A 23,217-nucleotide genomic window follows, 5' to 3' on the forward strand; every position below is an offset into this window, starting at 1 on the left:
ACACCTCTCTGTGCAGTGGGCGCCGGATCAAGTTACGATATTTGATCACAGATATGGGTGGGTCCACAAGGCTTGTCGGCCCCTATGTCGGACGGGATCTACTCGCTCAGGACGAACGCGCGCTCCGATACGTCTCGACGCCGTCGCTGCCGACCTCGCGAATCGCGTCGCCGACGGCGGCCAGGCGTCGCACGCGGGCGAGGGTGTCACCGGCTGCCAGGAAGAGCTCGTCGTTCACGAGGTCCGTGAAACGCTTCCGTCCGCCCCTCCAGCCGATTCCCTGGGCGACCTCGAACACGGTCATCGGACGGTCTGTCAGCAGCGTGCGCACCGCGTCCGTCTTGACCTGGACGTAGTCGAGGTGCTGTTGGATGAGCCCGTCGACGTCGGTCACCGGTCTGCCGTGCCCGGGCAGGCAGACCTCCGCGCCGAGCAGCCGGATCTCCTCCAGCCCGTGGACGTAGTCGCTCAGCGGATCCGCACTCGTGAACGGACGAACCGTCACGTGGGGGTTGCCGTTCCCCCGCGGCAGCAGCGCGTCGCCCGAGAACAGGATCCTGTTCTCCTCGTCCCACACGCACGCGTGACCGGGCGTGTGGCCCGGCGACGCGATCACGCGCAGGCGCCGGTCGCCGACGGCCACGACGTGCCCGGGCTCGATCCAGCGCACGCGATCCGTGCCGAGCGGATGATCGGCGAGCTTGCTGTCGACCACCGTGTGGGCGACGTCGCTCGGGAAGCCCAGCCGCCGATACCACTCGACTCCGGCCGCCGCATCCGGCAGGCCCTGGAAGTCGGACATCGCGCTGACGGTGGGCTGCTCGGCCGAGAGCAGCAGGATCTCGGAGTCGAGCTCCCCCACCACCGACTCGGCGTTGCCCGAGTGGTCCCGGTGCGCGTGCGTGAGAACGACCGAGCGCAGGGTCCGGTCGCCGATGGCGACCTCTTCGAGCGCATCGAGATGCTCCCGCCCCTGCTCCCACCACCAGGCGGTGTCGATCATGACCGCATCGGCACCGTCGATCACGACGTAGGCATTCGTCGTGATGAGGTACGGCGTGCTGTACATCTCGCACTCCGTGCGCCAGACGCCGGGCAGCACTTCCTCGACGACCGCTGAGCTCGACCGCGTATCCGTCATGTGAACAGGTGCACCTTCGCATCGAGCGCTGCGACATCGCCCTGCCGGTCGATCACCAGCGGATTGAGGTCGATCGATTCGATCGCGGGGTCCTGCATCAGCGCCTCGAGTGCCGTGACGATCGTGCGGAAGCCCGCGTGATCCGCGACCGACGGGACGTAGTCCCGCAGGAGCATGTCGCGCTGGCGATCGGACAGCGGCAGCAGCCGCACGCCGATCCGTTTGTCCTCGACACCCGATCCACCCGGACCGACCGCGATGAACGGCGTCCCGTCGGCCGAGCGCGAGAGCCCGACGAACAGCTCCTCCTCGAATGCCACGCGCTCGGAGAACACGATGTCGCTGTCGAACAGCGCACGCAGGTAGTCGACGGCCGCGACCGCCGCATCCAGATTCGGGATCTGCGTGAGCACGCCACCGGCGTTCGCACGGTGGGCGAGGCCGGCGGCGGCCTTGGCCACGAGCGGGAAGTTCGCGGTGGCGAGCACCTCGGCTGCGTTGTCGCCCCGCGCGACGCGCCACTCCTGCGGCCAGCGCAGCGGCAGACCGGCCAGGATCTCGCGCACGTCCTCGTCCACGACCACCCGGGTCGTCGACGACGTCGGCCGTGGGAATCCGCCGACGTCCGCGTCGCCCGCGTCTCCGCGTGACCACGTCGAGAGCGCACGGATCTTCGCGATCGTCTGCGCGCTTCCGAAGGCGATCGTCACGTCCGGGCCGTACAGGTCCGGCACCCGGAACTCCCGGCGGTCGGCACCCGTCGCGAGCATCGGCTGCTTGCCCTGCTCGACCGTGAGGTCGATCGCCGCCTGCGCCCAGCGCACGTGCGCGGCGATGGTGGGGTCGGGGATGTCGAAGAGGTGCACGACGATGTCGACGTTCGGGTCCTTGACGATCGCGGCGACACGTCGCTCGAACTCGTCGGGCTTGCCCAGCAGGCCCGCACCCATGTCGAACGGGTTGTAGACCAGATGCGCACTGTCTTCGCCGAGGAGGGTGACCGCGGTCTCCCGCTCGAACGGAGGCAGCTCGATGTTGGTCGCGGCGAGCTGATCGCTCAACGAGATGAGCGCACCGCCACTGCCGGCGAACACACCTACACGCCCGGAGCCGAAGGTGCGGTACCCCGCGGACTCCAGCGCCTGCAGCGAGGAGATGAGGTCATCGACGTTCGACACCGTCACGACGCCGAACTGCTCGGCGATGCCGAGGATCAGGCGATGGTCCGAACCGATGGCTCCGGTGTGGGAGGCCGCGATGGCCTTGCCGCGCTCCGAGAGCCCCGCGAGGAGCATGACCAGCGGCACACCCGCACGCGTGGCATCCTGCGCGAAGCGGGCGAAGTCGCCCAGCTCGCCGATGTCCTCGACGTAGAGACCGATCGCCCCGACGCCATCATCCAGAAGGGCACGCCCGAGGGTGTGGTAGTCCATCACGGCGGACCCGCCGAGCGCGAAGACCGAGTGCAGCCCGATCCCGGCCTCGCTGGCCGCGCTGGCCGCCGCCATCGCGATGGATCCGCTCTGGGCCAGCAATGCCACGCCGCCCGGACGGGGGACGCCGCGGACGTTGCCGTCCAGGACGTTCACGCCGTGGTGCGGCGAGATGAAGCCCAGCGACTGCGGTCCGAAGAGCGGGATGCCGGTGCGCAGCGACCACTCGCGCAGCTCGCGCTGCCCGTCGTGGTTGCCGGCCTCGGCGAAGCCGCCACTGAACACGATGACCGCGTGTGGACGCCGCTCGGCGAGTTCGTCGAGCAGTCCCAGGGATGCCTCGGCACCCACCAGAAGCCACACGATCCCCAGCTCACCCGGAACCTCGGCGAGCGAGGTCGCAGCCTCGATGCCGTAGACCGTTCCCCCGCGCCGGCTGACGATGTTGATCGTGCCCGGGAAGGGGATGGTGCTGTCGCGCAGGGAGCGCATGATCCAGCCGGTCGTGCCGCCTGTCTCGTTCGCGCCCACGAGGGTGACCGCAGGGGTCTCCCACATGTGGGCGAGCGCTTCGCGCCAGTCCACGGCAGTGCCGGCGAGCGTGTCGGTGCTCAATTCAGCGTCCTCCATATTCAGGGTCCGGCTCCTTGTCGAGCCAGGCGATGACCGAATCGGCGTGATCGGTGGAGATCATGGTGAGTGCCTCCAGCGCCGCTCCCGTGAGGGATCCACGGGCGTTCGCCTCCTTGGCCATGTTGTTGAAGACGCGCTTCGTCCAACGCAGGGCCAGGGGCGGCAGGGTCGCGAGGTCTTCGGCGATCTCGCGAGCCTTGGGGATGACTTCTTCCAGCGGCAGTGCGTAGTTGACCAGACCGATCCGCTCCGCCTCGACGCCCTTGATGAGTCGCCCGGTCAGGATGAGCTCCTTGGCTCGCGGCAGTCCGACCAGCGCGGGGAACATGTACGCGCCCGGCGACATGAGACCGCGACGCACGTGGGGATCGCCGATCTTGGCCGTCTCATCCATCACTGTGATGTCCGAGTAGAGCGCAAGGCCGAGTCCCGCGCCGATCGCGTGACCGGTGACGGCCGCGACGATCGGCACGTCGACGCTGAAGATCGCCATGGGCAGCTCGTCCGAGCGGTCCACGGGGATCCGCGCCACCCAGTCCGGGTTCTCGCGGATGTTGCCCATCCGCGTGGCCTGCTCGCGCATGCCGCTGACATCGCCGCCGGAGGAGAACTTGTTGCCCCGCCCCTGGATGACGATGGCGCGCACGCGCGGGTCGTAGCGGACCGTTTTGAAGAACTGCGTCAGCTCCGGCGTCATCTTGTCGCTCGGGTTCGCCCGGCCAGGATCTGCACCGAGAGTGACGGTGCAGATCCGGCCTTCGAACGCCACCTCGATCGCCCGGAACTCGGGGTACTCGGGGGGCTCGGTCGGGGCCTTGCGGTGCCCGTCCTCGCCGATGATGGAGTTCGTGGACATCCCTAGAGCTCCGAGACGGGGCGGATGTTCAGGAGCGCGGGCTTGTCCGCGTCCGAGACGAACTGGATCGGGCGCAGCGTGATGTCCGCGACGGCGCTCACGGCCGAGACCGGATAGTTCGCGTTCAGTCCGGACAGACCCCACGCAGCGGAGTCGAACACCTTGACCTGCGGCGTCGAGACCTCGGATGCCTTGAACGTGAAGTCCTCGGCAACCTGGACGATGCGCGGCCCCTGGACGGTGTCGGCGAGGTGGACGCTCGAGTTGATGCCGAGCGACCCGCCGGCCGTCAGAATGGGCCTCGTCGTCTGGATCTTCAGGATGTCCACGCCGTCCTGGGTCACCGTCAGGTGGGACCCGTCGTGGTATCGACGGAGGTTCACGCGATCGGCGAGTGAGACCGGGTAACCCCATCCGCTGCGCAGCGGTTCCACGGCGGCAGGGTTGTCGACCTTGGCCGCGAGCTGGAAGACGCGGGGACGGTAGCCGAAGCGGCACAGGGTGCCGACCTCGGTGATCGTGGTGGGACCCCACGGCGTCTCCGGCAGGTGGTGCGCGCGGAACATGACGAAGTGCGATCCGCGCACGGGCGCCAGCGACGGCGGCAGGAAGCCCGCGCTGGAGAACATGTCGATCTCGTAGATCACCTGGAGGAACCGGGCGTTGGGGAACGTGATCCCCTCGGTCGGGAACTCCTCGATGCGGGGCGCCCCGACCAGCAGCTCATCCAGCGATGCCTCGCCGAACTCGGCCCAGTCCGGAATGAACTGCAGTGTCTGCTTCGAACCGGTGATCTTCTTCTCGGTCTGTGGGGTGGACATCAGGCAACCTCAGCCTTCTGGACTTCTTCTTCGTCTGCGGACTTGAACTTCGGCATGACCTCGCGTGCGAACACGCGCATGCTGTTCAGGATGTCTTCCTGCTCGAGCGTCTCGGTCGCCTGGACGACGAAGTTGATGCCGTCGACACCGATCGACTCCCACTTCTTGACCACGCCGATGATGCGCTCGGGGTCACCGATGGCGAGTCCCGGCGGGATGCCGGTGTCGTCGGTCGCGCCCAGTGCTTCCTGACGCAGAGTCGGCAGGAATCCGCCGATCTGGTAGGTCGGCGACGAGTAGACCTCTTTCACGGGGACGCCGTGCGACGTGCCGTAGTTGAAGCCGTCGAGCAGCGAGCGACCGATCGTGGCGGCACGCTGCGGGTCTTCGTCGCAGAACATGAAGTTGACCGTCTGGACCTGCTCGTTGACGAAGGCGCCGACGGGCTCGCAGTCCTTGATGATGCGCCGGTAGTTCTTGATCTTCGCTTCCTGGGCCTCGTAGCCGCCCATGCTGAGACCGAACGACCCGAGCCCACGCTCAGCGGCGTCGACCTCGGTGCCCTCGCTCGTCACCGCGACCCACATCGGCGGGTGCGGGTCCTGATAGGGCTTGGGGACGACCTCGCGCTCGGGCATGCTGAAGAAGCGACCCTCGTGCGAGAAGGTCTTCTGGGTCCACATCTTCGGGATGGCGCGGACGAACTCGTCCCACGATTCCTTCGTCGTGTGCGGGTCCGCTCCGAACCCGCCCAGCTCGCTCCAGCCACCGGAACGTCCGGTGCCGAGATCGACGCGACCTCCGGAGAGGTAGTCGAGCACGGCGGTGCGCTCGGCGATCTTGATGGGGTGGTTCATCCCCGGCACGAGCACCGAGATGCCGAAACCCAAGCGGATGTTCTTGGTCTCGCGAGCGAGCGCACCGAAGAACACCTCGGGGGCGATCGAGAACGAGAACGGCGAGGTGAAGTGATGCTCCACCAGCCACACGTAATCGAATCCGAGCTCGTCAGCGAGCTTGACCTGTTCGATCGTGTTCTCGTAGGCCTTGAGGATTCCCTCGCGACTCGTGTCGAACGAGCCGATTTCGTACAGCAATCCGAATTTCACGGGGTGTCACCTTTCCTTTGGTTCTCCACAGTCACAGTCAGTTCTTCGGTTGCGCGCCGGCGTGCTCGCGCAGGAGGTGCTTGCCGACGATGAGCTTCTGAAGCTCGATCACGCCTTGGCCCACCTCGTAGAATTTGCCCTCGCGATAGAGCCGTTCCAGCACCATCTCGTGCGTGAAGCCGTACGCTCCGCACACCTGCATGGCGAGGCTGGACACCTCACGCGCCATCCGCGCGCAGACGATGCGGGTCGAGGCCGCGATCATCTTCAGGTCCGGGTCGCGTGCGTCGACGGCCCGCGCGGCCCACTGAACCATCGTCCGAGCCCCGGCCACCTGCGCCGCCATCTCGCCGAGCGTCGCCTGGATCGTGGGGAACTTGTCGCCGATGGGCTCGCCACGGTGCTCCCGGCCGGAGGCGTATGCCACCGCCTCCTCGACCGCGCGACGGCCGATGCCGATGCAGATCGAGCTGGCGCGGATCTTGGCCTCCGCCTCGGTGGAGATCATGATGTCGAAGCCGGACTCGGGTCCGCCCAGCAGCGCACTGTCCTCGACGTGCACGTCGATGCTGACCGGGGCCGTGCCCTGACCGCCGAACGAGAGCATCTTGATCGGCGGACCGGGCTGCCAGCCCGGATCGGTGGTGTCCACGAGGAAGGCGCCGAGCCGGCGGTCCGTCGTCTTCGCGTAGACGAGTGCGACATCGGCGTGGGGGGCGAACGAGGTGAACATCTTCGACCCCGTGATGCGCCATCCCGTCCCCTCGCGTACCGCGCGGGTCAGGATCTGCTGCGGGTCGGAGCCTGTCTGGGGTTCCGTGAAAGACCAGGCACCGAGCAGTCCGCCGCTGATGAGGCCCTCGCCCCACCGCTCCTGCTGCTCGGGAGAGCCGAAGTTGCGGATCGCGCTGGCGACCTGGACGGTGGGGCCCGAGTACAGGGCCGCGACCGCGCCGTGGCTCGCGACCTCTTCGATCGCCTCCACATATGCGAGGAACGAGCCTTCGTGGCCCGCCTCGGGGTCGGCGAACGGCATCGTCGGGAGACCGAGCTCGCACAGCAGGTCCCAGAGCTCACGGGAGAATTCCTGCGACCGGTCGACCTGCGCCGCGAGATCGCGGATGCGGGCCCGGCCTGAGACACGCAGGGCGTCGAGGACCTCGGGATCGAGGTGGGTGGAGACAGTGCTCACTTACGGCTCCTGGTTAGAGAACGGCCACGGGGGCGATCGGGCTGCCGGTTGCTCCACGGATGCGCAACGGGCTGGCGATGAAAAGGAATTCCACCACACCCTTCGAGGAGAGTTCCTCGAGATCGAGGAACTCGAGGAGGTAGATTCCGCAGTCCCTGATCAGGAACTGATGGACGGGGCATACGGTACCGGCGGCCCAGGGAAGCACTTCGACTCCCGAGTTGTCGGCGCCTACCAGTGCGACGTCCGCCTTCGCGAGGAACTCGGAGGCGTCCAGGCCGATGCCCGGGCGGTCGCCGTGGTACGCCACGTCATCCGATTCCCACGTGTTGATCCATCCCGTGCGCAGCAGCACGGCGTCGCCGGGCTGCAGCGTCGTGCCGGACTCGGCGAGCGTCGCCTCGATGTCGGCGGCCGTGATCTCGTACCCCGCCGGGAGGTACTCCACGCCGTGGCTGCGCGCGACGTCGACCAGCACGCCGCGCGTCAGGAAGCTCGGAGCCTTGTCGATGCCGAGCTTGCGCAGGCCGTTGCTGCGCACGCCGGTCTGGCTGTACCCGTTGTAGAGGGTGTCGTCGTACCAGACATGCCCCAGCGAATCGAGGTGGGTCACCGAGCCGTGGGTCGCCCACGACATATGGTCGGCGGCAGTCTGGAACCCGCCCGGGGCGGGTGAGCCGGCGAGGTAGTCGCCTGCGTCGTGGATCATGAAGTGCTGGGGCGGAGCCCCGTTTCGCGGTGACTTCCGGTCACCGATGACCTGCGAGAGCTGAACGACCTCGCCGGTTCGGGGCAGGCGCAGCGCAGCGAGGATCGACGCCGGGGTGAGGTGATTGCCCGCACCCGCTTCGTCGTCTTCACCCCAGCGCTTCCAGTTGGAGAACTCCGGGCGCGCCGGGGTCTCGCCCTCTGTTGCGGCGCGCGGCGCCCACCCCTTGCTCACCGGTTGTCCTGGCGGTCGAGAATGCCGCGCATGTTGGAGTACATGAACTTCTCGATGACATCGTCGGGCAGCTCGAGGCTGCGCGCGTCGGTGACGGCCTTGGTGAGGTTGATCAGCGGGTAGTCCGTGCCGAAGATGACCTTGTCAGCACCGGCCTGGGCGTGCCAGCGCCCACCCATGAACTCCAGGAGCTCCTTCGGGTAGCGCTTCGGCGACCACGCCGACGTGCAGATGTAGAGGTTCTGGTGCTTGGCGGCGAGGTGGGTCATCATGCTCACCCACGGGTCGCCGATGTGGTGTCCGACGATCGTGAGATCGGGGAACGCCAGCGCCACGTCATCGAGGTGGAGCGGGTAGTTCGGGTACGTCGGCCACAGCGGACCGGGCATCCCGATGTAGGTGAAGACGAAGAGGTCGAGCTCGACGCACTTGGCGTACAGCGGGTAGAACCACTTGTCGTTGGCCGGCGTCCCGTACGGAGCGGGGAGGATGTGCACGCCACGGATGCCGTACTGCTCCTTGTGCTCCTCGAGGATGCGCGGGTTCTCCATGAGATCCCAGAACGAGGCCGGTCCCTGACGCGGAGGAAGGATCGTGCCGGCGTGCTCGTACTGGCCGGGGAACTTCTTCATGATGTCGACATGCTCTTGGATGCGGCTGTCGAGCTCCGGACGCTCTGCCTGGTAGTACAGCGACGCCTGGAAGATCGCGAGCTCGACGTTGTTGTCGATCAGCTCCTGAGTGCTCTCTTCGGCCGTTGCCGGCTTGGTGGCGTGCTTGCTGTCCTTCTGGTCGAAGAACCGCATCGCGCGGGCGCGCTGCGGGTCCTGACGCCAGGACTCCTGGTCGCCGAAGGTGTCAGCAGTCGTGGCAGCCCACCCGGGGTGGTAGAACGCGTCAATCACAGGTCCGTCGTACATATCTCTCCTTTGGGATGGGTTGAACTTCAGGTTGCGACGAAGCCGGTCGGCTGCGGATCGCGGGTCACACCGTTCAGCACGGCATCGGCGACATCCGAGGATGTCAGCGCCGCGGCCACCGGCTGGCTTTCGCCCTCTTCGCGGACAGCGGCCATGAACTCCGTCTGGTCGCGCCGGTTGATCAGGTGCTTCGTCATGGCGAGTGCGTGCGGCGGCGACTGGCGAAGCTCGTCCAGTACGCCTTCGACGGCCTCCGAGATCGACCCATGCTCGCAGGAGCGCGAGACGAGTCCGGCGGAGCAGGCTTCGGCGACGGAGATCCATCGCCCCGTCATCAGCAGGTCGCTGGCGCGGGCACCGCCGACCGCGCGGGGAAGAAGATAGGTGGCCCCGGCATCCGGAACGAAGCCGAGGCGCACGAAGCTCAGCCGGATCTTGGCGTCTTCTTCGGCGATCACGATGTCCGCGCTGAGCGCCAATGCCGCGGCGGCGCCGATCGCCGCGCCTTCGATGGCGGCGATCACGATCTGGTCCATCTGGCGCATCGCGCCGATCGTGCCTTCCATGCGACGCATGTAGTCATCGACGTAGCTTTCGGGAAGGCCGTCGGCGAGCTGCGTCACGTCTCCTCCACTGGAGAACACACCGCCGGCTCCGCGGAGGACGATGAACTCGATGTCCGCACGATCCTTCAACCGATCCAGCTGCGCGGCGAGGGCGTGATGCATCTCACGTGCAAGGGCATTCTTGCGCGGACCCGTCAGGGTCAGGTAGGCGACGCTACCTACCTCGGAGCACACAACGTTGGGCTTCACAAGAAAAACTATATCTGATCAAAGATCACTTAGTCAACGAATCGGCGACCTCGGGATCGAGTGCCGTGATGCGGCGGAAACGAGCGCGACGAAGCGCACAGAGGGGCGGTCATCTGCAGCGCACGACGGTGCGCCGTCCATGCGTCGGCGAGCCCCGATCGGGACGAACCGCGACGCGGATGCTGCAGCCACGCGGCAGCGTGCACGCGCGCGCTGCCGGACAAACTCGGTCGACTCAGACCGGAGCGGGAAGGCACCCGATGAGCTGAGAGCCCTGGGCGAAGTGCGCCTCGGCGAGGCGACGCGCCTCCACCGGATCGTGGCGCTCGAGCGCCTCGATGATCTGCACATGGTCGTGCATCGAGGCATCGAGGATGCCGGGCACGACCTCATACAGGTCCGCACGCACGAAGCGGTGCGTCATCCGCAGGAACCAGCGGACCTTGTCGCCCTCGGGGATCTTGGCGATGTAGCGGTGGAACTCATCGTTGAGCTTGGACGCCTGGCGCATCGTCGCCTTGTTCAGGGTCCGGCCGTCGAGCGCGACGAGCTTCTCGTGGATCGCCCGCAGATGCGCGATGTCCTCATCGGTGGCGACGACGGCGGCGCGAGCGACCAGGACACCGGTCAACGCCGCCAGCACGTCGAACATGTCGTCCAGATCCGTCTGCGTCAGCGGTCGCGCACGGAAACCGCGACGCGGCTCGACATCGACCAGTCCTTCGTTGGACAGGGTGATGAGCGCCTCGCGCACCGGCATGCTGCTCACGCCGAGTTCCTGCGCGACGGCGTCGAGGGGGATCCGCTCGCCCATCTCGTAGCGGCCGGCGAGGATGTCCTGCCTCAGGCTCTCGGCGATCTCGTCGCCCAGCTTCTGTCGTACTCGGATCATGTCAACCTCACCCCACCCAGACGAGCAACCCCGTCAAGCGAAAAACGCTATCAGATCGATCTTGTGCCATGACGGTCACTGCGCTACCCGCTCGATGCGCGTCGCAGCATCCTCCAGTCGTTTGATGATAGCGGCGAGGGCCGAACCGGACAGCCCAGCCGGCATGCCGTACACCGTGAGCGTCAGGGACACCGTACCGTCGGCGTCATGCAGCGGCACCGTGAGGCTGATCGCCTCGTCGACGGATGCCTCCGTGCCGAGCTTCTGATTCACGCTGACGAATCGCGACGTCCAGGTGTCGACGGGCTTGCGCGGCACAGCGGCCGACCAGCCGCGCTCGGCGATCAGGTCGAGCGTGGCCAGCATCGCCTCGCGGTCGCCGCCGCCGCTGAGCCGGATGCCCGCGGCGACCCATGCCTCGCGCTCCTGCGACGTGCCTTCCGCCGCGAACGCGATCGCGTAGGGCGGTCCGGCCGGCTGCACGTCGCCGATGCGCTGCCGCACCCGCGAGCTCAGCGGCGTCCACGTGCTCGCCATCAGGATCATCTCGCCCTCGTCGCGCCCGGTGATCGCGACATCGACGCCGAGTTCGCGTTCCAGCTCCAGCATCTCGATGCGGGCGGTGTCCAGGAGGCGGGCACGTGTCGGATCGTCGAACTGCTGCGCGAACAGCGGTCCGGGAGTGAAGCGTCCGTAGCCGCCGCGGAAGAAGACGAGGGGGAGGGAGTCGCCCGCGATGTCGAGGTCGCGGACCGCGCCGAGCACGATCCAGTGGTCGCCGGCATCCACGACGGAGATGATCTCGCAGTCGATCCACGCGACGACTCCGTCGATGATCGGCGAGCCCAGTCCGCTTTCACGCCACGGCACTCCCACGAACTTCTGGTCGGACGGGCGGGCCATCTGGCGGCACAGGTGCTCCTGCTCCCACGACAGCACGTTGACGCAGAAGCGACCGATGCGCTCGACGATCGGCCACGTCGTGGAGGTCTTCTGCGGAAGGAAGGCCACCAGCGGAGGGTCCATCGAGACCGAGGTGAACGTGCCGACCGTCATGCCGACCGGGGTCTCGCCGTCGGAGGCGGAGATGACGCACACGCCGGTGGGGTACTGACCGAGAACCTGGCGGAACTTGTCGAAAGCGATCTCTGTCACGGCCGTTCCAACCATTGTGTGCTCCTCGCAGACGCCGAGATGATAGATATTAGATCAAATATAACTGTTTCAGCGCCTGAGCGCACCGGAGGAGAACCATGAAGATCGCAGTTCACGACGAGGTCTCGATCGAAGACGTCGACAACCTCCGCGCTTTCGAGGTCGAGACGGCTCTGCCGCCCGCGGCGGTCGATGCGAAGCTGCGGGAGTCCGGTCTCGGCTACGTCGATGGGGAGCACGCGTGGATCACGGCGGCGATCCTCGCAGACATGGGCGGCGCGCTGAGTGCGGACCCGTCGTGGCGCGAGGGATTCGATGCGATGGTCGCCTACGCGCGGAGCAAAGGCTGGTGGGACGAGAGCAGCCAGGCGATCCGCGCTCATCTCACGACAGCCTGACGCACAACGGGCCCGGCATCAGGACTGCTCGTAGCGGTACCCGCCGGCCGTGGCCGCCTGGAAGTCCGCGCTCTCGTACAGCTTGGTCTGGGCGGCCCGTTCCTGGACGATCGCCTCGGCGAACGCCGCGCGCAGCGGCGCGCGCATGGTGTCGCGGATCGACGCGAGCGCCGTACGGGACTGTGCCGCGAGCACGGCCGCGAACCCCGTCGCAGCGGCATCGATCCCTTCCAGGGGCGCGGCCTCATCGACGAGGCCGATCCGCAACGCCTCGGGCATGGACACCCTCCGCCCCATCGACAGCAGTCGCGTCGCGTGCTGACGCCCGACCGCGGAGGTGAGGGTCGCGGTGAGCCCGAACCCGTGATGGATGCCGATCCCGACGAACTTCGGCCAGACGTAGGCGGACTCGGCGGCAACGCGGTAGTCCGCGCACATCGCCAGCCCCATGCCGACACCGATGCTGCCTCCGGTGAGCTCCGCGACCCACGGCTTGCGCACCGCCAACAGCTCCGGCGCGCACGCGTAGATCGCCTCGGCGGTGTCCTCCGGATCGCGCGCGGTCTGCCAATCGCGGCCGGCGCAGAAGTGCTTGCCCTCGGAGCGGACGACGATCGCGCCGCAGTCCTCATCGTCGCTGACGTCGTTCAGCGCCGCCACGAGCTCGCGCAGCAGGAACACCGTGAGGTAGTTCTCCGCGCCGCCGAGCATCGTGATGGTCGCGACGCCCTGTTCGGACGCCCGCTCGACGCGGATGCGATCGGTGTTCTTCATGATGGATCTCCTTCTGGCACCGTGCGAGAGGAGCATAGCGCGGATCCGCATTTTTGATACCTGATATGTTTCTGACGAGCACGTGCTCGCGATACCAAGCGTGTAGGAGATGCCCATGGCCCTGCTCTTCGACGAACTGACCATCCGGTCGCTGACGCTGCGGAACCGCGTGGTGATGTCGCCGATGACACGTGCTGCCTCCCCCGGCGGGGTGCCGGGTCCGCGAGTGGCTGAGTACTATCGCCGCCGAGCCGAAGGCGGCACGGGACTGATCATCACCGAAGGCGTCGCAATCGATCATCCGTCGTCCGTCGACCACACCGATGTTCCTCGGATGCACGGCCCGGCCGCGCTGGACGGCTGGCGTGAAGTCGTCGACGGCGTCCACGCCGCGGGTGGCAGGATCATCCCGCAGCTGTGGCACGTCGGACCACTGTGGGGGGTCATGCAGGGCGGAGGCTCCACGCCCATGCGTCCGTCCGGTCTGTGGGGCACACCCGGAGTCACCGCCTACCCTCCCGGCATCGTCGAAGAGCTGATCCGGCCCACACGCACGATGACGGATGACGATATCCATGCCGTCATCGAGGCGTATCGAGCAGCAGCTCGCGGCGCCGTCGCGGCAGGCTTCGACGGCATCGCGATCCACGGGGCGCATGGGTACCTGCTCGACGCCTTCCTGTGGGCCGATACCAACCGGCGCGACGACCGATGGGGTGGTGACGCCGCGCGTCGCGCCGCGTTCCCCGCGGCCGTGGTCCGGGCGATCCGAGCGGAGATCGGCGACGAGCTCCCGATCATCTTCCGGTTCTCTCAGCACAAGCAGCAGGACTACAAGGCCGCCCTCGCCCGGACACCCGATGAACTGGCCGAGCTGCTCGTGCCGCTGGTCGACGCCGGCGTCGACGTCCTCGACGCCAGCAGCCGGCGCTTCCACCAGCCCGCGTTCGAACACAGCGACCGGTCGCTGGCCGGATGGGCGAAGACGCTCACCGGCGCGCACACGATGGCCGTCGGGAGCTTCGGTCTGGGGGCCTCGCTCCGCGAGGCGCACGCAGGCGCGACCAGGTCGACCACGGACCATCGACTCGAACTGGAGCGGCGGCTCGGCAAGGAGGAATTCGATCTCATCGCCATCGGCCGCCTCCATCTCGCAGACCCGAATCTCGCCCGGATCCTTCGGGATGGCGCATCGTTGCCGGAGTTCGACCGCGAGGCCCACGAGCTCGCGTTCCGGTAGGGGCGGACAGTTCCGAAACGCGCGATGCCCGGGGCTGTTCCGCCCCGGGCATCGTTGATCTCGGACTACCTACTGCTCCATCCAGGCGTCCCCGAAATACACCATGAGACCGCCTTGGAACGGGAAGTCCTCGGTGCCGAGGTGCAGCTTCTTCGAGTAGGACGTCGCGTTGCTGTACGGCGCCGTCCAGAACAGGACCGAGTCGCGTTTGGTGATCTCGGCGACGTCGCGCCACGCGGCGTTGCGATCGTCGAGTTGGAGTTCGTCGCGCGCGCGAATCAGCGCCTCATCGAGGTCCTCGTTCACGACCCCGCCCCAGTTGCGGCCGCCCGAGTACAGGTAGCGCCAATGGGTCGGGTACCCCGCCGAGGCATTGACCCCGCCCAGCACGCCGTAGTTGCCTGCCGCCGATTCCTCGAGGAAGCCCGCGTAGTCGACGACACGCAGCTTCACGTCGAGACCGGTCTCGGTCATCTGACGCTGGTAGTACGCATACTCGTCCGTGGATGCCAGGACCATGAAGTCGATCGTCGGGTCGCCGCCGTCGGCGACATAGTCAGCGATGAGCTTCTTCGCTTCATCCATGTCCGGCGTGGGAGAGGCGCCCTCCAGGCACGCTGCAGCCCCTTCCGGGAACGGGATGCAATCGCGATTCTCGTCCCAGAGATCGCTGCCGGGGAAGATGATCGTGTTGGCCACCTTGGGATCGGTCGCCAGCCCGATCGCCTGACGGACCCGTTCATCGTCTGCCGGTGCCCTGGAGGCGTTGGGCACCAGCGCCTGCCCACCCGTGCTGGATCGAACGGTCACGAGCGAGGGATTCGCCTCGACCGCCGCCCAACTCGTGCCCGTGACCTGCGCCAGCGTCACTCCCCCGGCTATGACCGCATCGGCACGGGACTGCGAGTCGACGAGCACGCGGAAGGTGAGCGCGTCGAGGTACGGCTTGCCCTTGTCCCAGTAGTCGTCGTTGCGGACCAGCTTGAGCTCACTGTCGCGTACCCACGACTTGAAGACGAAGGGGCCGGCGCCGACCGGCGAGGAGTTGAACGCGTCGGGGTCGGCGAGCGCTTTGGGCGACCCGATCAGGCTCGCAGAGGAGGAGCCGGTGAGCGCCAGCGGGAAAGACCCGCTCGGCTCGCGGAGGGTGATGGTGACCTCCAGCTCACCGGTCGCCTCCAGCTTCTCGATTCCGGACAGCACCGACTTGGCGGGGCTGGTGGAGTCCGGGGCGATGTGCCGCTCGAGGTTGAACACCACGGCGGCGGCGTCCAAAGGCGTTCCATCCGTGAAGTCGACCCCGTCGCGCAGGGTCAGCACCCAGACTCGTCCGTCATCGGACTCCAGCGACTTCGCAAGCTTCGGCGTCACCTCGTCGGTGACGTCGTCACGGTACATCAGCGTGTCCATCACCTGGGCCGCCCGCTCGATGCCGGTGCCCGCTGCGACGAGGCGTACAGGGTCGAACCCGGGCATCTCCGTCAGTGAACCGACGATCGCGGTGCCACCCGCCTGTGGCGTGCCGTCGCCGCCGCTCCCTGCGGACGGCGCCGTGCCCCCTCCGCCACCGGCACACGCGGCGAGCACCAGCGCGATCGCGCTGACCGCGACGATCGTTCCGACTCTTCTTCTGACCATTCGAAACACAACTGCTCCTTTCGGCGAACGCAACACTGCGCGCCTCATGTCAGCCTCCATGGAGGAGGTTCGGTGCCGAGGATAGTAGATATTTGATCAGTTAAGTCAACAGGGTCTGCGATAACTTCCGCGATTCTTGCGGGCACGGCGCCACCGCATCCGCGAACGACGGAGCGAGCAGCGGTGACGGATCCCCGCTGCTCGCGTCGTCGTGCCGGAACTCAGCCGGCGGCTTCCTCCGCACGGTCGGCGGTCTCTTCGACTCGAGCCACATATCCGTCGATGTGTCGCTCGTCGGGCCCGTTGTAGGCCGACAGCGGACGGATGAGGGCGTTGGATGCCGCCTGCTCCATGATGTGCGCAGTCCAGCCGGTGACCCGCGCGGCCACGAACAGCGGCGTGAAGGTGAGCGTGTCGAACCCGATCAGGTGGTACGCCGGGCCCGAGGGATAGTCGAGGTTCGGGTAGATCCCCTTGCGGGCGACGAACTCGGACTCGAGCGCGTCGTACAGCGCGGCGAGATCCTTGGCGTCGTAGTGCTCGACGAGCGTGTCGAGCGCGGCCTTCATCGTCGGGACGCGCGAGTCGCCCTTCTTGTAGACGCGGTGCCCGAAGCCCATGATCTTCTTCTTCTGGGCGAGCGCGTCATCCAGCCACGGCACGACGTTCGAGGCTTTGCCGATCTCGTCGAAGATGTGCATGACGGCCTCGTTCGCTCCACCGTGCAGCGCGCCCTTGAGCGCGCCGATCGCGGCGGTGACGGCCGAGTACAAGTCGGAGGTCGTGCTCGTCACGACGCGCGCAGTGAACGTCGACGCGTTGAAGGAGTGCTCCGCGTACAGGATCATCGACACGTTGAACGCGTCGGCGACGACCTTCTCGGGCAGCTCGCCGAACGTCATCCAGAGGAAGTTCTGCGAGTAGTCCAGGTCGTCCCGCGCCTCGATGAGCTCCTGACCGCGACGACGACGCTGGTCGTACGCGACGATCGCGGGGAGCTTGGCGAAGAGCAGGTATGACTTGCCGAGGTCGGACTCACGGTCGTTGTGGAACGCCGAGGGGTCGGAGGCGCCGAGCACCGACACCGCGGTGCGCACGACGTCCATCGGGTGCGCGTCCAGCGGGATCAGGTCGATCGTCTGCTTGATGTTCTCGTCCAGAGCACGATGCGCGCGCTCGTAGGCTGTGAACTCGGCCAGCTGCGCGGCATCCGGAAGCTCGCCGTGCCACAGCAGGTAGGCGACGGCCTCGAAGGACTGCGTCGCCGCCAGCTCCTGCACCGGGTACCCGCGGTACAGCAGGCTGTTGGTGTCGGGGTTGACCTTGCTGACCGCCGTGTAGTCCACGACGACTCCCGCAAGGCCCTTCTTGATCTCGATGGTGTCGGTCATGATGTGCTCCCTCGTAAGGTTCCGGATGCCGCGCGTCAGCGCGCGATCTCGAAGTTGAAGACGCTGGTGTCGAAGTGGTTGTAACCCTCGTAATCGATGAGCTCGTAGAGGTCGGCGCGGTGCTGCATCTCGCCCAGCTTCGAGGTCAGGTGCCCCTCGTCGTTGAGCGTGTCCAGCGCGCGCCCGGCGGCGCCCATCGCGATGCGCAACAGCGAGACGGGCCAGATGACGATGTTCACGCCGACGTCGGCCAGCTGCGCGCTGGAGAACAGCTCGCTCTTGCCGAACTCGGTCATGTTGGCCAGGATCGGCACGTCCACGGCGGCGCGGACGGCCGCGAACTCCTCGAGCGAGCGCATCGCCTCGGGGAAGATCGCGTCGGCACCGGCATCAACCAGCGCCTTGGCCCGGTCGATCGCCGCGTCGAGCCCCTCGACGGCGGCGATGTCGGTGCGCGCCATGATGAGGAAGTTCGGGTCGCGGCGCGCGTCGACGGCGGCACGGATGCGCTTGAGCGCTGTGCCCTCGTCGACGACGGCCTTGCCGTCGAGGTGGCCGCACCGCTTCGGGTTGATCTGGTCCTCGATGTGCATGCCGGCCAGGCCCGCATCCTCGAGCGTCTGGATCGTGCGAGCCACGTTCATCGGCTCGCCGAAACCGGTATCGGCGTCGATGATCGCCGGCAGCTCGGTCATCCGGGCGATCTGCTGACCGCGGCCCGCCACTTCGGTGAGGGTGGTGAGGCCGATGTCGGGCAGACCGAGATCGGCGCTGAGTACCGCTCCCGAGATGTAGACGCCGTCGAACTGCTTCTGCTCGATCAGCCGCGCGCTCAGCGGGTTGAACGCGCCGGGGAAGCGCAGCAGCTCGCCGGTGGCGAGGCGCTCCCGCAGGATCCGCCGCTTCTCCTCGGCCGTCGTCAGCGAGTACAGCATCAGAACAGACCCTTGGGGGCGGGCGCCAGGGCCAGGACGCCGTGCTTGGCGACGATCGTGAGCTGCGACACCTCGTCGGCGGTCAGCTCGGGGAGGCGCTGGACCAGCTCGAGGAAGCGCTCGATCTCGTCCTGCTCGAGCACGGGCTCGGCCAGCAGGCGGAACTTGCGGATGTAGTCCTCGCGGGCGAACGGCCGGGCGCCGAGCGGGTGCGCGTCGGCGACGGCGATCTCGTCGACGAGCTCGGTGCCGTCGGTGAAGCGGATGACCACTCGACCACCGAAGGCCTTCTCGTTCGGGTCCTCCGAGTGGTAGCGGCGCGTCCACTCGGCGTCCTCGGCGGTGGTGACCTTCTGCCACAGCTCGACCGTGTCGGCGCGGCCGGCACGCTCGGGAGCGTACGAGTCGACGTGGTGCCATGCGCCATCCTGCAGCGCGACGGTGAAGATGTACGGGATCGAGTGGTCGAGCGTCTCGCGGGATGCCGTGGGGTCGTACTTCTGCGGGTCGCCCGCACCGGAGCCGATCACGTAGTGGGTGTGGTGCGAGGTGTGCAGCACGATCGACTCGATGTTGGCGGGGTCAGCCGCGTCGGGACGCTCGCCGTGGAGCTTGCGGGCCAGGTCGATCCAGGCCTGCGCCTGGTACTCGGCCGAGTGCTCCTTCGTGTACGAGTCCAGGATGGCGCGCTTGGCCTCGCCGGCGGCCGGCAGCGGAACGTCGTAGGAGGCGTGCGGGCCGTCCAGCATCCAGGCGATGACGCCGTCTTCGCCTTCGTAGATCGGGGACGGGCTGGTCTCGCCGCGCATGGCGCGGTCGACTGCTTCGACGGCCATTTTGCCGGCGAAGGCCGGGGCGTGCGCCTTCCACGTGGAGATCTCGCCCTTGCGCGACTGGCGCGTGGCGGTCGTGGTGTGCAGCGCCTGGCCGACGGCCTGGTAGATCGTCTCGACGGGGAGGCCGAGGAGGGTGCCGATGCCGGCCGCGGCCGAGGGGCCGAGGTGGGCGACGTGGTCGATCTTGTGCTTGTGCAGGCTGATCGCCTTGACCAGGTCGACCTGGATCTCGTAGCCGGTCGCGAGACCGCGCACGAGCGCCTGGCCGTCGCTGCCGACGTGCTGGGCGACGGCGAGGATCGGCGGGATGTTGTCGCCCGGGTGCGAGTACTCCGCGGCCAGGAACGTGTCGTGGTAGTCCAGCTCGCGGACGGCGACGCCGTTGGCCCAGGCGGCCCACTCGGGGCTGGTGCGGCGCTCGATCGCGCAGCCGAAGATCGTGGCGCCCTTTCCGCTGACCGAGACGGCGTGGTCGAGTGCCTGCTGGCGTGCCGCGCTGACGGGTGCACGGGTGAGGGATGCCGCGGCCACCGACGCGTTGTCGATGATGCGGTTGATGATCATGTCGACGACGTCCTGCTCGACCTCGACGGAATCGGCGGCGACCTCGGCGATCTTCCACGCGAGCTGGTCCTCGCGGGCAAGCGGCTCGTCACTCTTGTAGACGCGGACATGGTGGCTGACGGTCATTGCTGCTCCTAGTGAATGCGCGCGTCCTCCACGGACGCGAGGATGCTGGCGAGCGCGTTGTGCAAGTGCACGTGCGTCGCATGGGCGGCCAGGTCGGCATCACCGGCACCGATGGCGGTGGCGATGAGCCGGTGCTCGGCGACGGATGTCGCGAGCCGGTCGGGATTGTCGCGAGAGAGCCGCCGCACCCGGACGAGGTGCGTGCGGATCGTGCGGAGGGCGGAACCCAGGTAGTCGTTGTCGACGGCGGCGTCCAGGACGCCGTCGAAGCGTGCGATCAGCTCGTAGTAGGCGTCCAGCGCACCGGGGGCGGACTCGAGGTCGCGACCTGCGGCGTCGAACTCGGCGGCCAGGTCGATGAACAGGCGGCGGTCGCCACGGACGGCGGCGATCCGCGCGGCGGTCTCCTCGAGCGCCCGACGCACTTCGAACAGGGCGCGGATATCGTCCGGTTCCACATCGGTCACGGCCAGCACCCGCGGCGACTGCTGCGTCACCAGACCATCGGCGACCAGGCGTGCGAGCGCCTCGCGCAGCGGCGTGCGGCTGACACCGAGGCGTGCGGCCTGCTCCACCTCACCGAGCACGGTGCCGGGGCCGAGGGTGCCGCGCTGGATCTCGTCGAGGAGCGTGGCGTACGCACGATCACTTGCCCGCATCCCGCACCTCCTCGCTTTTGGTCGTCCTAGTGTATCCATAAACGGCCTTGCGCGCCTCGATGCGGCCTTCCCGGCGGGCGAACGTATACATAACGACATCGGCACGCTGCTGCCGGACGGTCGAGAAGTGCCCGTTAGGATTTCGTTTCAGAGTATTCACAAACTTGTGTAACGGGCGTAGCGTCTGCGCCATGACCACCGTCATCCACACCACCGGACTCACCAAGCACTACGGGCGCACCCACGCTCTGGACGGGTTGGACCTCTCGGTCACCGCCGGCGAGGTGCACGGCTTCCTCGGCCCGAACGGGGCCGGAAAGTCCACCACCATCCGCATCCTGCTCGGGCTCGCCCGCGCCACGGGAGGCGCCGCGACCATCTGGGACGCCGATCCCTGGCGCGAGGCGGTGCCGCTGCACCGCCGCATCGCCTCGGTGCCGGGCGATGTGAACCTCTGGCCCAACCTCTCCGGTGGGGAGGCGATCGACTTCCTCGCCCGCCTCCGCGGCGCACACACGAAGGATGCCGCGTACCGCGCCGAGAAGCAGCGCCTGATGGCCACGTTCCAATTCGACCCGCGCCAGAAGGGCCGCGCGTACTCGAAGGGGAATCGGCAGAAGGTCGCTCTCATCGCCGCGTTCGCGGTGCCGGCCGATCTCTACATCCTCGACGAACCGACCAGCGGACTGGACCCCCTCATGGAGGTGGTCTTCCGCGACGAGATCCAGCGTGTCCGAGTTCGCGGGGCGACGGTGCTGCTCTCCAGCCACATCCTCTCGGAGGTGGAGCTGCTGTGCGATCGGGTCTCGATCATCCGTGCCGGTCGGATCGTCGAGTCCGGCACCTTGGCCGAGCTGCGCCATCTCACCCGCACGGAGGTGTCGTTCGAGGCGACGGATGCCTCGGCTCTCACGGGCATCCCGGGCGCCCATGACGGCGCCGTCGAGGACGGACGGGCCCGATTCACGGTGGACAGCGATGCCGTGGCATCCGCTCTCCCGGCCCTGGCCGCCCGCCAGGTGACCGGCCTGCGCATCGCACCACCCTCGCTCGAAGAGCTGTTCCTGCGGCACTACGGCGATGACCTCGTGGCCGCGGACGTCGCCGCCACCGAGGCACACCGATGATGAGCGCGCTGCTGCGCCAGCGGCTGCGGCGGGACTGGCTGCAGCTGCTGCTGTGGCTGCTCGGCACATACGCGCTGGCCGCGGCCGCCGTCGGCGGTGTCGCCCAGGCATACGGCACCGAGCCGGACCGGGTCAACGTCCTGGCCGCGGTGATGGCCAACCCGGTGATCATGCTGTTTCGCGGACTGCCGTCGGGCGCGGGGCCGGCGGCCTTCACCCTGTTCCTGATCTTCCCGTTCCTGGCGATGATGGCGGCGTTCATGAGCACGTTCCTCGCCGTGCGGCACACCCGTGCGGACGAGGAGCTGGGCCGCGCAGAACTGGTCGGCGCGACCCCCGCCGGACGCTTCACCCCGCTGTGGGCCACGATCATCCACGGCACGCTGGCGAACGTCGTCCTGGCACTGCTGGTCACGGTCGGCTTCCTCTCGGGCGGGTTCCCCGGCTACGGCAGCCTCGTCGCGGGGCTCGCCGCCGGAGCCGTCGGACTGTGCTTCCTCGGTGTCGGGTTGGTCGCCGGGCAGCTCATGCGCACCTCGCGCGGCGCGAACTCGGTGGCGGTGTGGGTGCTGCTGATCGCCTTCCTTCTGAGCGGCATCGGCAACGCCGCCGGCACACCGAGCGCGGACCTGCAGAGCATCCAGAGCTCGTGGCTGACGTGGCTGTCGCCGTTCGGGTGGGGCGAAAACACCCGTCCGTTCGCCGCCGACAACCTGTGGCCGGCGGCCCTCGCCGTCGGCATCGCGCTCGTGCTGACCGCCATCGCCGTCTCGCTGCACGCATCGCGCGACCTCGGCGAGAGCCTCATCGCCGAGCGCCTCGGCCGACGCGACGCCGGTCCGCTGCTGTCCAGCCCCATGGGTCTGGTGTGGCGGCTGACATGGGGCTCGGTCCTCGGATGGAGCGTCGGCGGGCTCCTCACCGGGCTGCTGGCGACGAGCCTGGCGGCGGTGATCGACTCGATCGGCACCGAGATCCCCGCGGTGCAGACGATCTTCGAGGCCCTGTCCCGAGGCGGCAGCCTGCAGCAGGGCATGGTCGTCATCTTCTTCCTGATAGTGGGACTGCTGGCCGCGAGCGCCGCCGTCCAGACCCTCTGCCGAGCACGACAGGAAGAGGCGCACGGCACCGCCGAGCTGGTGCTCTCCGCGCCGGTCGACCGCGTGCGCTGGCTGGCCGACTACATCGTGGTCGCCTTCGCCGCCATCCTGCTCGTGGCTGCAAGCGGCGTGCTCGGTGCCGTGCTTGGCGTGGCCACGAGCGGCGGCGAGTGGTCGCTCGCGCAGGACGCGCTGGTCAGCGGCGCGGGGCAGGTGGCCGCGGCATCCGTGTTCCTGGCGCTCACCGCCCTCGTCTTCGTGATCGCACCGCGCTGGACCATCCCGGTCGGCTGGACGCTGGTCATGCTGGGTGTGCTGCTCGGCCTGTTCGGATCGCTGTTCGGATTCCCGGAGTGGATCGTGAACCTGTCACCGCTGACGCAGGCGCCGCTCGTGGTGCAGGACGGCGTCGACCTCAAGGGGCTGTGGTGGCTGATCATGGCGAGCGTCATCGGAGCGGCCGCCGCGCTCCTGCTGATGCGCCGGCGCGAGCTGGCCACCGACGGCTAGCGTGGATCG

The 23,217-nt window shown here is 67.9% G+C and carries 21 protein-coding genes; 4 read left to right on the forward strand and 17 right to left on the reverse strand.

All coding sequences use genetic code 11. The annotated features are described in order from the left end of the window. Nucleotides 1-106 precede the first annotated feature (106 nt). The 11 genes from ASD65_RS10015 to ASD65_RS10065 all read right to left on the reverse strand — a co-directional run bounded on the left by ASD65_RS10015 (nt 107) and on the right by ASD65_RS10065 (nt 11,910). The gene (locus ASD65_RS10015; RefSeq protein WP_056221909.1) at nt 107-1,141 is read right to left on the reverse strand and encodes an MBL fold metallo-hydrolase; all 1,035 of its coding nucleotides are present in this window, start codon (nt 1,139-1,141) and stop codon (nt 107-109) included. Next, on the reverse strand, nt 1,138-3,189 hold the full coding sequence (locus ASD65_RS10020; RefSeq protein ID WP_162248484.1) for an acetate--CoA ligase family protein: 2,052 nt from the start codon (nt 3,187-3,189) through the stop codon (nt 1,138-1,140). Before ASD65_RS10020 ends, ASD65_RS10015 begins: the two co-directional genes overlap by 4 nt. Nucleotide 3,190: 1 nt before the next feature. Next, nucleotides 3,191-4,063, reverse strand: coding sequence for an enoyl-CoA hydratase/isomerase family protein (locus ASD65_RS10025; RefSeq protein WP_056221915.1), 873 nt, complete (start codon nt 4,061-4,063; stop codon nt 3,191-3,193). Between the two features lie 2 nt (nt 4,064-4,065). Next, nucleotides 4,066-4,884, reverse strand: coding sequence for an acetoacetate decarboxylase family protein (locus ASD65_RS19015; protein ID WP_056221918.1), 819 nt, complete (start codon nt 4,882-4,884; stop codon nt 4,066-4,068). Then, a complete protein-coding gene (locus ASD65_RS10035) occupies nt 4,884-5,993 on the reverse strand; it encodes an LLM class flavin-dependent oxidoreductase (RefSeq protein ID WP_056221920.1) in 1,110 nt (369 codons plus the stop codon). Before ASD65_RS10035 ends, ASD65_RS19015 begins: the two co-directional genes overlap by 1 nt. 37 nt (nt 5,994-6,030) lie before the next feature. After that, the gene (locus ASD65_RS10040) at nt 6,031-7,185 is read right to left on the reverse strand and encodes an acyl-CoA dehydrogenase family protein (protein ID WP_056221923.1); all 1,155 of its coding nucleotides are present in this window, start codon (nt 7,183-7,185) and stop codon (nt 6,031-6,033) included. Nucleotides 7,186-7,198: 13 nt separating this feature from the next. After that, nucleotides 7,199-8,128: a cyclase family protein gene (locus ASD65_RS10045; protein WP_056221924.1), complete on the reverse strand. Its 930-nt coding sequence runs from the start codon at nt 8,126-8,128 to the stop codon at nt 7,199-7,201. Beyond that, complete coding sequence (locus tag ASD65_RS10050; RefSeq protein WP_056221927.1) at nt 8,125-9,048, reverse strand: amidohydrolase family protein; 924 nt, start codon at nt 9,046-9,048, stop codon at nt 8,125-8,127. The genes ASD65_RS10045 and ASD65_RS10050 overlap by 4 nt, the downstream gene beginning before the upstream one ends. Nucleotides 9,049-9,074: 26 nt before the next feature. After that, nucleotides 9,075-9,863 carry an enoyl-CoA hydratase/isomerase family protein gene (locus ASD65_RS10055; protein ID WP_162248485.1) on the reverse strand — a complete coding sequence of 263 codons (789 nt, stop codon included), beginning with the start codon at nt 9,861-9,863 and terminating at the stop codon, nt 9,075-9,077. A gap of 235 nt (nt 9,864-10,098) precedes the next feature. After that, complete coding sequence (locus ASD65_RS10060) at nt 10,099-10,755, reverse strand: GntR family transcriptional regulator (RefSeq protein ID WP_056221933.1); 657 nt, start codon at nt 10,753-10,755, stop codon at nt 10,099-10,101. Between the two features lie 75 nt (nt 10,756-10,830). Beyond that, the gene (locus tag ASD65_RS10065) at nt 10,831-11,910 is read right to left on the reverse strand and encodes a flavin reductase (RefSeq protein WP_162248486.1); all 1,080 of its coding nucleotides are present in this window, start codon (nt 11,908-11,910) and stop codon (nt 10,831-10,833) included. 98 nt (nt 11,911-12,008) lie between these two features. Here ASD65_RS10065 and ASD65_RS10070 point away from each other — a divergent pair, with 98 nt between their 5' ends. After that, nucleotides 12,009-12,308, forward strand: coding sequence for a hypothetical protein (locus ASD65_RS10070; RefSeq protein ID WP_056221938.1), 300 nt, complete (start codon nt 12,009-12,011; stop codon nt 12,306-12,308). Nucleotides 12,309-12,326: 18 nt separating this feature from the next. Here ASD65_RS10070 and ASD65_RS10075 read toward each other — a convergent pair whose 3' ends face one another. Beyond that, the gene (locus tag ASD65_RS10075) at nt 12,327-13,082 is read right to left on the reverse strand and encodes an enoyl-CoA hydratase/isomerase family protein (protein WP_056221941.1); all 756 of its coding nucleotides are present in this window, start codon (nt 13,080-13,082) and stop codon (nt 12,327-12,329) included. Nucleotides 13,083-13,197: 115 nt separating this feature from the next. Between ASD65_RS10075 and ASD65_RS10080 the strand changes: the two genes are divergently transcribed. Next, on the forward strand, nt 13,198-14,322 hold the full coding sequence (locus tag ASD65_RS10080) for an oxidoreductase (protein WP_056221946.1): 1,125 nt from the start codon (nt 13,198-13,200) through the stop codon (nt 14,320-14,322). Nucleotides 14,323-14,391: 69 nt separating this feature from the next. Here ASD65_RS10080 and ASD65_RS10085 read toward each other — a convergent pair whose 3' ends face one another. The 5 genes from ASD65_RS10085 to ASD65_RS10105 all read right to left on the reverse strand — a co-directional run bounded on the left by ASD65_RS10085 (nt 14,392) and on the right by ASD65_RS10105 (nt 20,471). After that, nucleotides 14,392-15,960 carry an ABC transporter substrate-binding protein gene (locus tag ASD65_RS10085; protein ID WP_056221949.1) on the reverse strand — a complete coding sequence of 523 codons (1,569 nt, stop codon included), beginning with the start codon at nt 15,958-15,960 and terminating at the stop codon, nt 14,392-14,394. Nucleotides 15,961-16,181: 221 nt separating this feature from the next. Continuing rightward, nucleotides 16,182-17,351 carry a bifunctional 2-methylcitrate synthase/citrate synthase gene (locus ASD65_RS10090; protein WP_056221952.1) on the reverse strand — a complete coding sequence of 390 codons (1,170 nt, stop codon included), beginning with the start codon at nt 17,349-17,351 and terminating at the stop codon, nt 16,182-16,184. A 35-nt stretch (nt 17,352-17,386) separates the two neighbouring features. After that, nucleotides 17,387-18,286 carry a methylisocitrate lyase gene (prpB, locus tag ASD65_RS10095; protein ID WP_056221955.1) on the reverse strand — a complete coding sequence of 300 codons (900 nt, stop codon included), beginning with the start codon at nt 18,284-18,286 and terminating at the stop codon, nt 17,387-17,389. Beyond that, the gene (locus ASD65_RS10100) at nt 18,286-19,812 is read right to left on the reverse strand and encodes an MmgE/PrpD family protein (RefSeq protein WP_056221958.1); all 1,527 of its coding nucleotides are present in this window, start codon (nt 19,810-19,812) and stop codon (nt 18,286-18,288) included. The genes prpB and ASD65_RS10100 overlap by 1 nt, the downstream gene beginning before the upstream one ends. An 8-nt stretch (nt 19,813-19,820) precedes the next feature. Beyond that, entirely contained in the window at nt 19,821-20,471 is a 651-nt protein-coding gene (locus tag ASD65_RS10105; RefSeq protein ID WP_056221961.1) for a GntR family transcriptional regulator, read from the reverse strand. A 191-nt stretch (nt 20,472-20,662) separates the two neighbouring features. Here ASD65_RS10105 and ASD65_RS10110 point away from each other — a divergent pair, with 191 nt between their 5' ends. Continuing rightward, on the forward strand, nt 20,663-21,598 hold the full coding sequence (locus tag ASD65_RS10110) for an ABC transporter ATP-binding protein (RefSeq protein ID WP_056221964.1): 936 nt from the start codon (nt 20,663-20,665) through the stop codon (nt 21,596-21,598). Then, nucleotides 21,598-23,208 carry an ABC transporter permease gene (locus ASD65_RS10115; RefSeq protein ID WP_082561900.1) on the forward strand — a complete coding sequence of 537 codons (1,611 nt, stop codon included), beginning with the start codon at nt 21,598-21,600 and terminating at the stop codon, nt 23,206-23,208. The genes ASD65_RS10110 and ASD65_RS10115 overlap by 1 nt, the downstream gene beginning before the upstream one ends. Nucleotides 23,209-23,217: the final 9 nt, after the last annotated feature.

This window comes from Microbacterium sp. Root61 (genome assembly GCF_001427525.1).
In the GTDB taxonomy this organism is placed as follows: Bacteria; Actinomycetota; Actinomycetes; order Actinomycetales; family Microbacteriaceae; genus Microbacterium.

Coding starts and splice junctions, on each gene's coding strand:
- ASD65_RS10015 (WP_056221909.1), bottom strand. CDS start 1,141: ATGACGGATACGCGGTCGAGCTCAGCGGTCGTCGAGGAAGTGCTGCCC.
- ASD65_RS10025 (WP_056221915.1), bottom strand. CDS start 4,063: ATGTCCACGAACTCCATCATCGGCGAGGACGGGCACCGCAAGGCCCCG.
- ASD65_RS19015 (WP_056221918.1), bottom strand. CDS start 4,884: ATGTCCACCCCACAGACCGAGAAGAAGATCACCGGTTCGAAGCAGACA.
- ASD65_RS10050 (WP_056221927.1), bottom strand. CDS start 9,048: ATGTACGACGGACCTGTGATTGACGCGTTCTACCACCCCGGGTGGGCT.
- ASD65_RS10060 (WP_056221933.1), bottom strand. CDS start 10,755: ATGATCCGAGTACGACAGAAGCTGGGCGACGAGATCGCCGAGAGCCTG.
- ASD65_RS10070 (WP_056221938.1), top strand. CDS start 12,009: ATGAAGATCGCAGTTCACGACGAGGTCTCGATCGAAGACGTCGACAAC.
- ASD65_RS10075 (WP_056221941.1), bottom strand. CDS start 13,082: ATGAAGAACACCGATCGCATCCGCGTCGAGCGGGCGTCCGAACAGGGC.
- ASD65_RS10080 (WP_056221946.1), top strand. CDS start 13,198: ATGGCCCTGCTCTTCGACGAACTGACCATCCGGTCGCTGACGCTGCGG.
- ASD65_RS10085 (WP_056221949.1), bottom strand. CDS start 15,960: ATGGTCAGAAGAAGAGTCGGAACGATCGTCGCGGTCAGCGCGATCGCG.
- ASD65_RS10090 (WP_056221952.1), bottom strand. CDS start 17,351: ATGACCGACACCATCGAGATCAAGAAGGGCCTTGCGGGAGTCGTCGTG.
- prpB (WP_056221955.1), bottom strand. CDS start 18,286: ATGCTGTACTCGCTGACGACGGCCGAGGAGAAGCGGCGGATCCTGCGG.
- ASD65_RS10100 (WP_056221958.1), bottom strand. CDS start 19,812: ATGACCGTCAGCCACCATGTCCGCGTCTACAAGAGTGACGAGCCGCTT.
- ASD65_RS10105 (WP_056221961.1), bottom strand. CDS start 20,471: ATGCGGGCAAGTGATCGTGCGTACGCCACGCTCCTCGACGAGATCCAG.
- ASD65_RS10110 (WP_056221964.1), top strand. CDS start 20,663: ATGACCACCGTCATCCACACCACCGGACTCACCAAGCACTACGGGCGC.
- ASD65_RS10115 (WP_082561900.1), top strand. CDS start 21,598: ATGAGCGCGCTGCTGCGCCAGCGGCTGCGGCGGGACTGGCTGCAGCTG.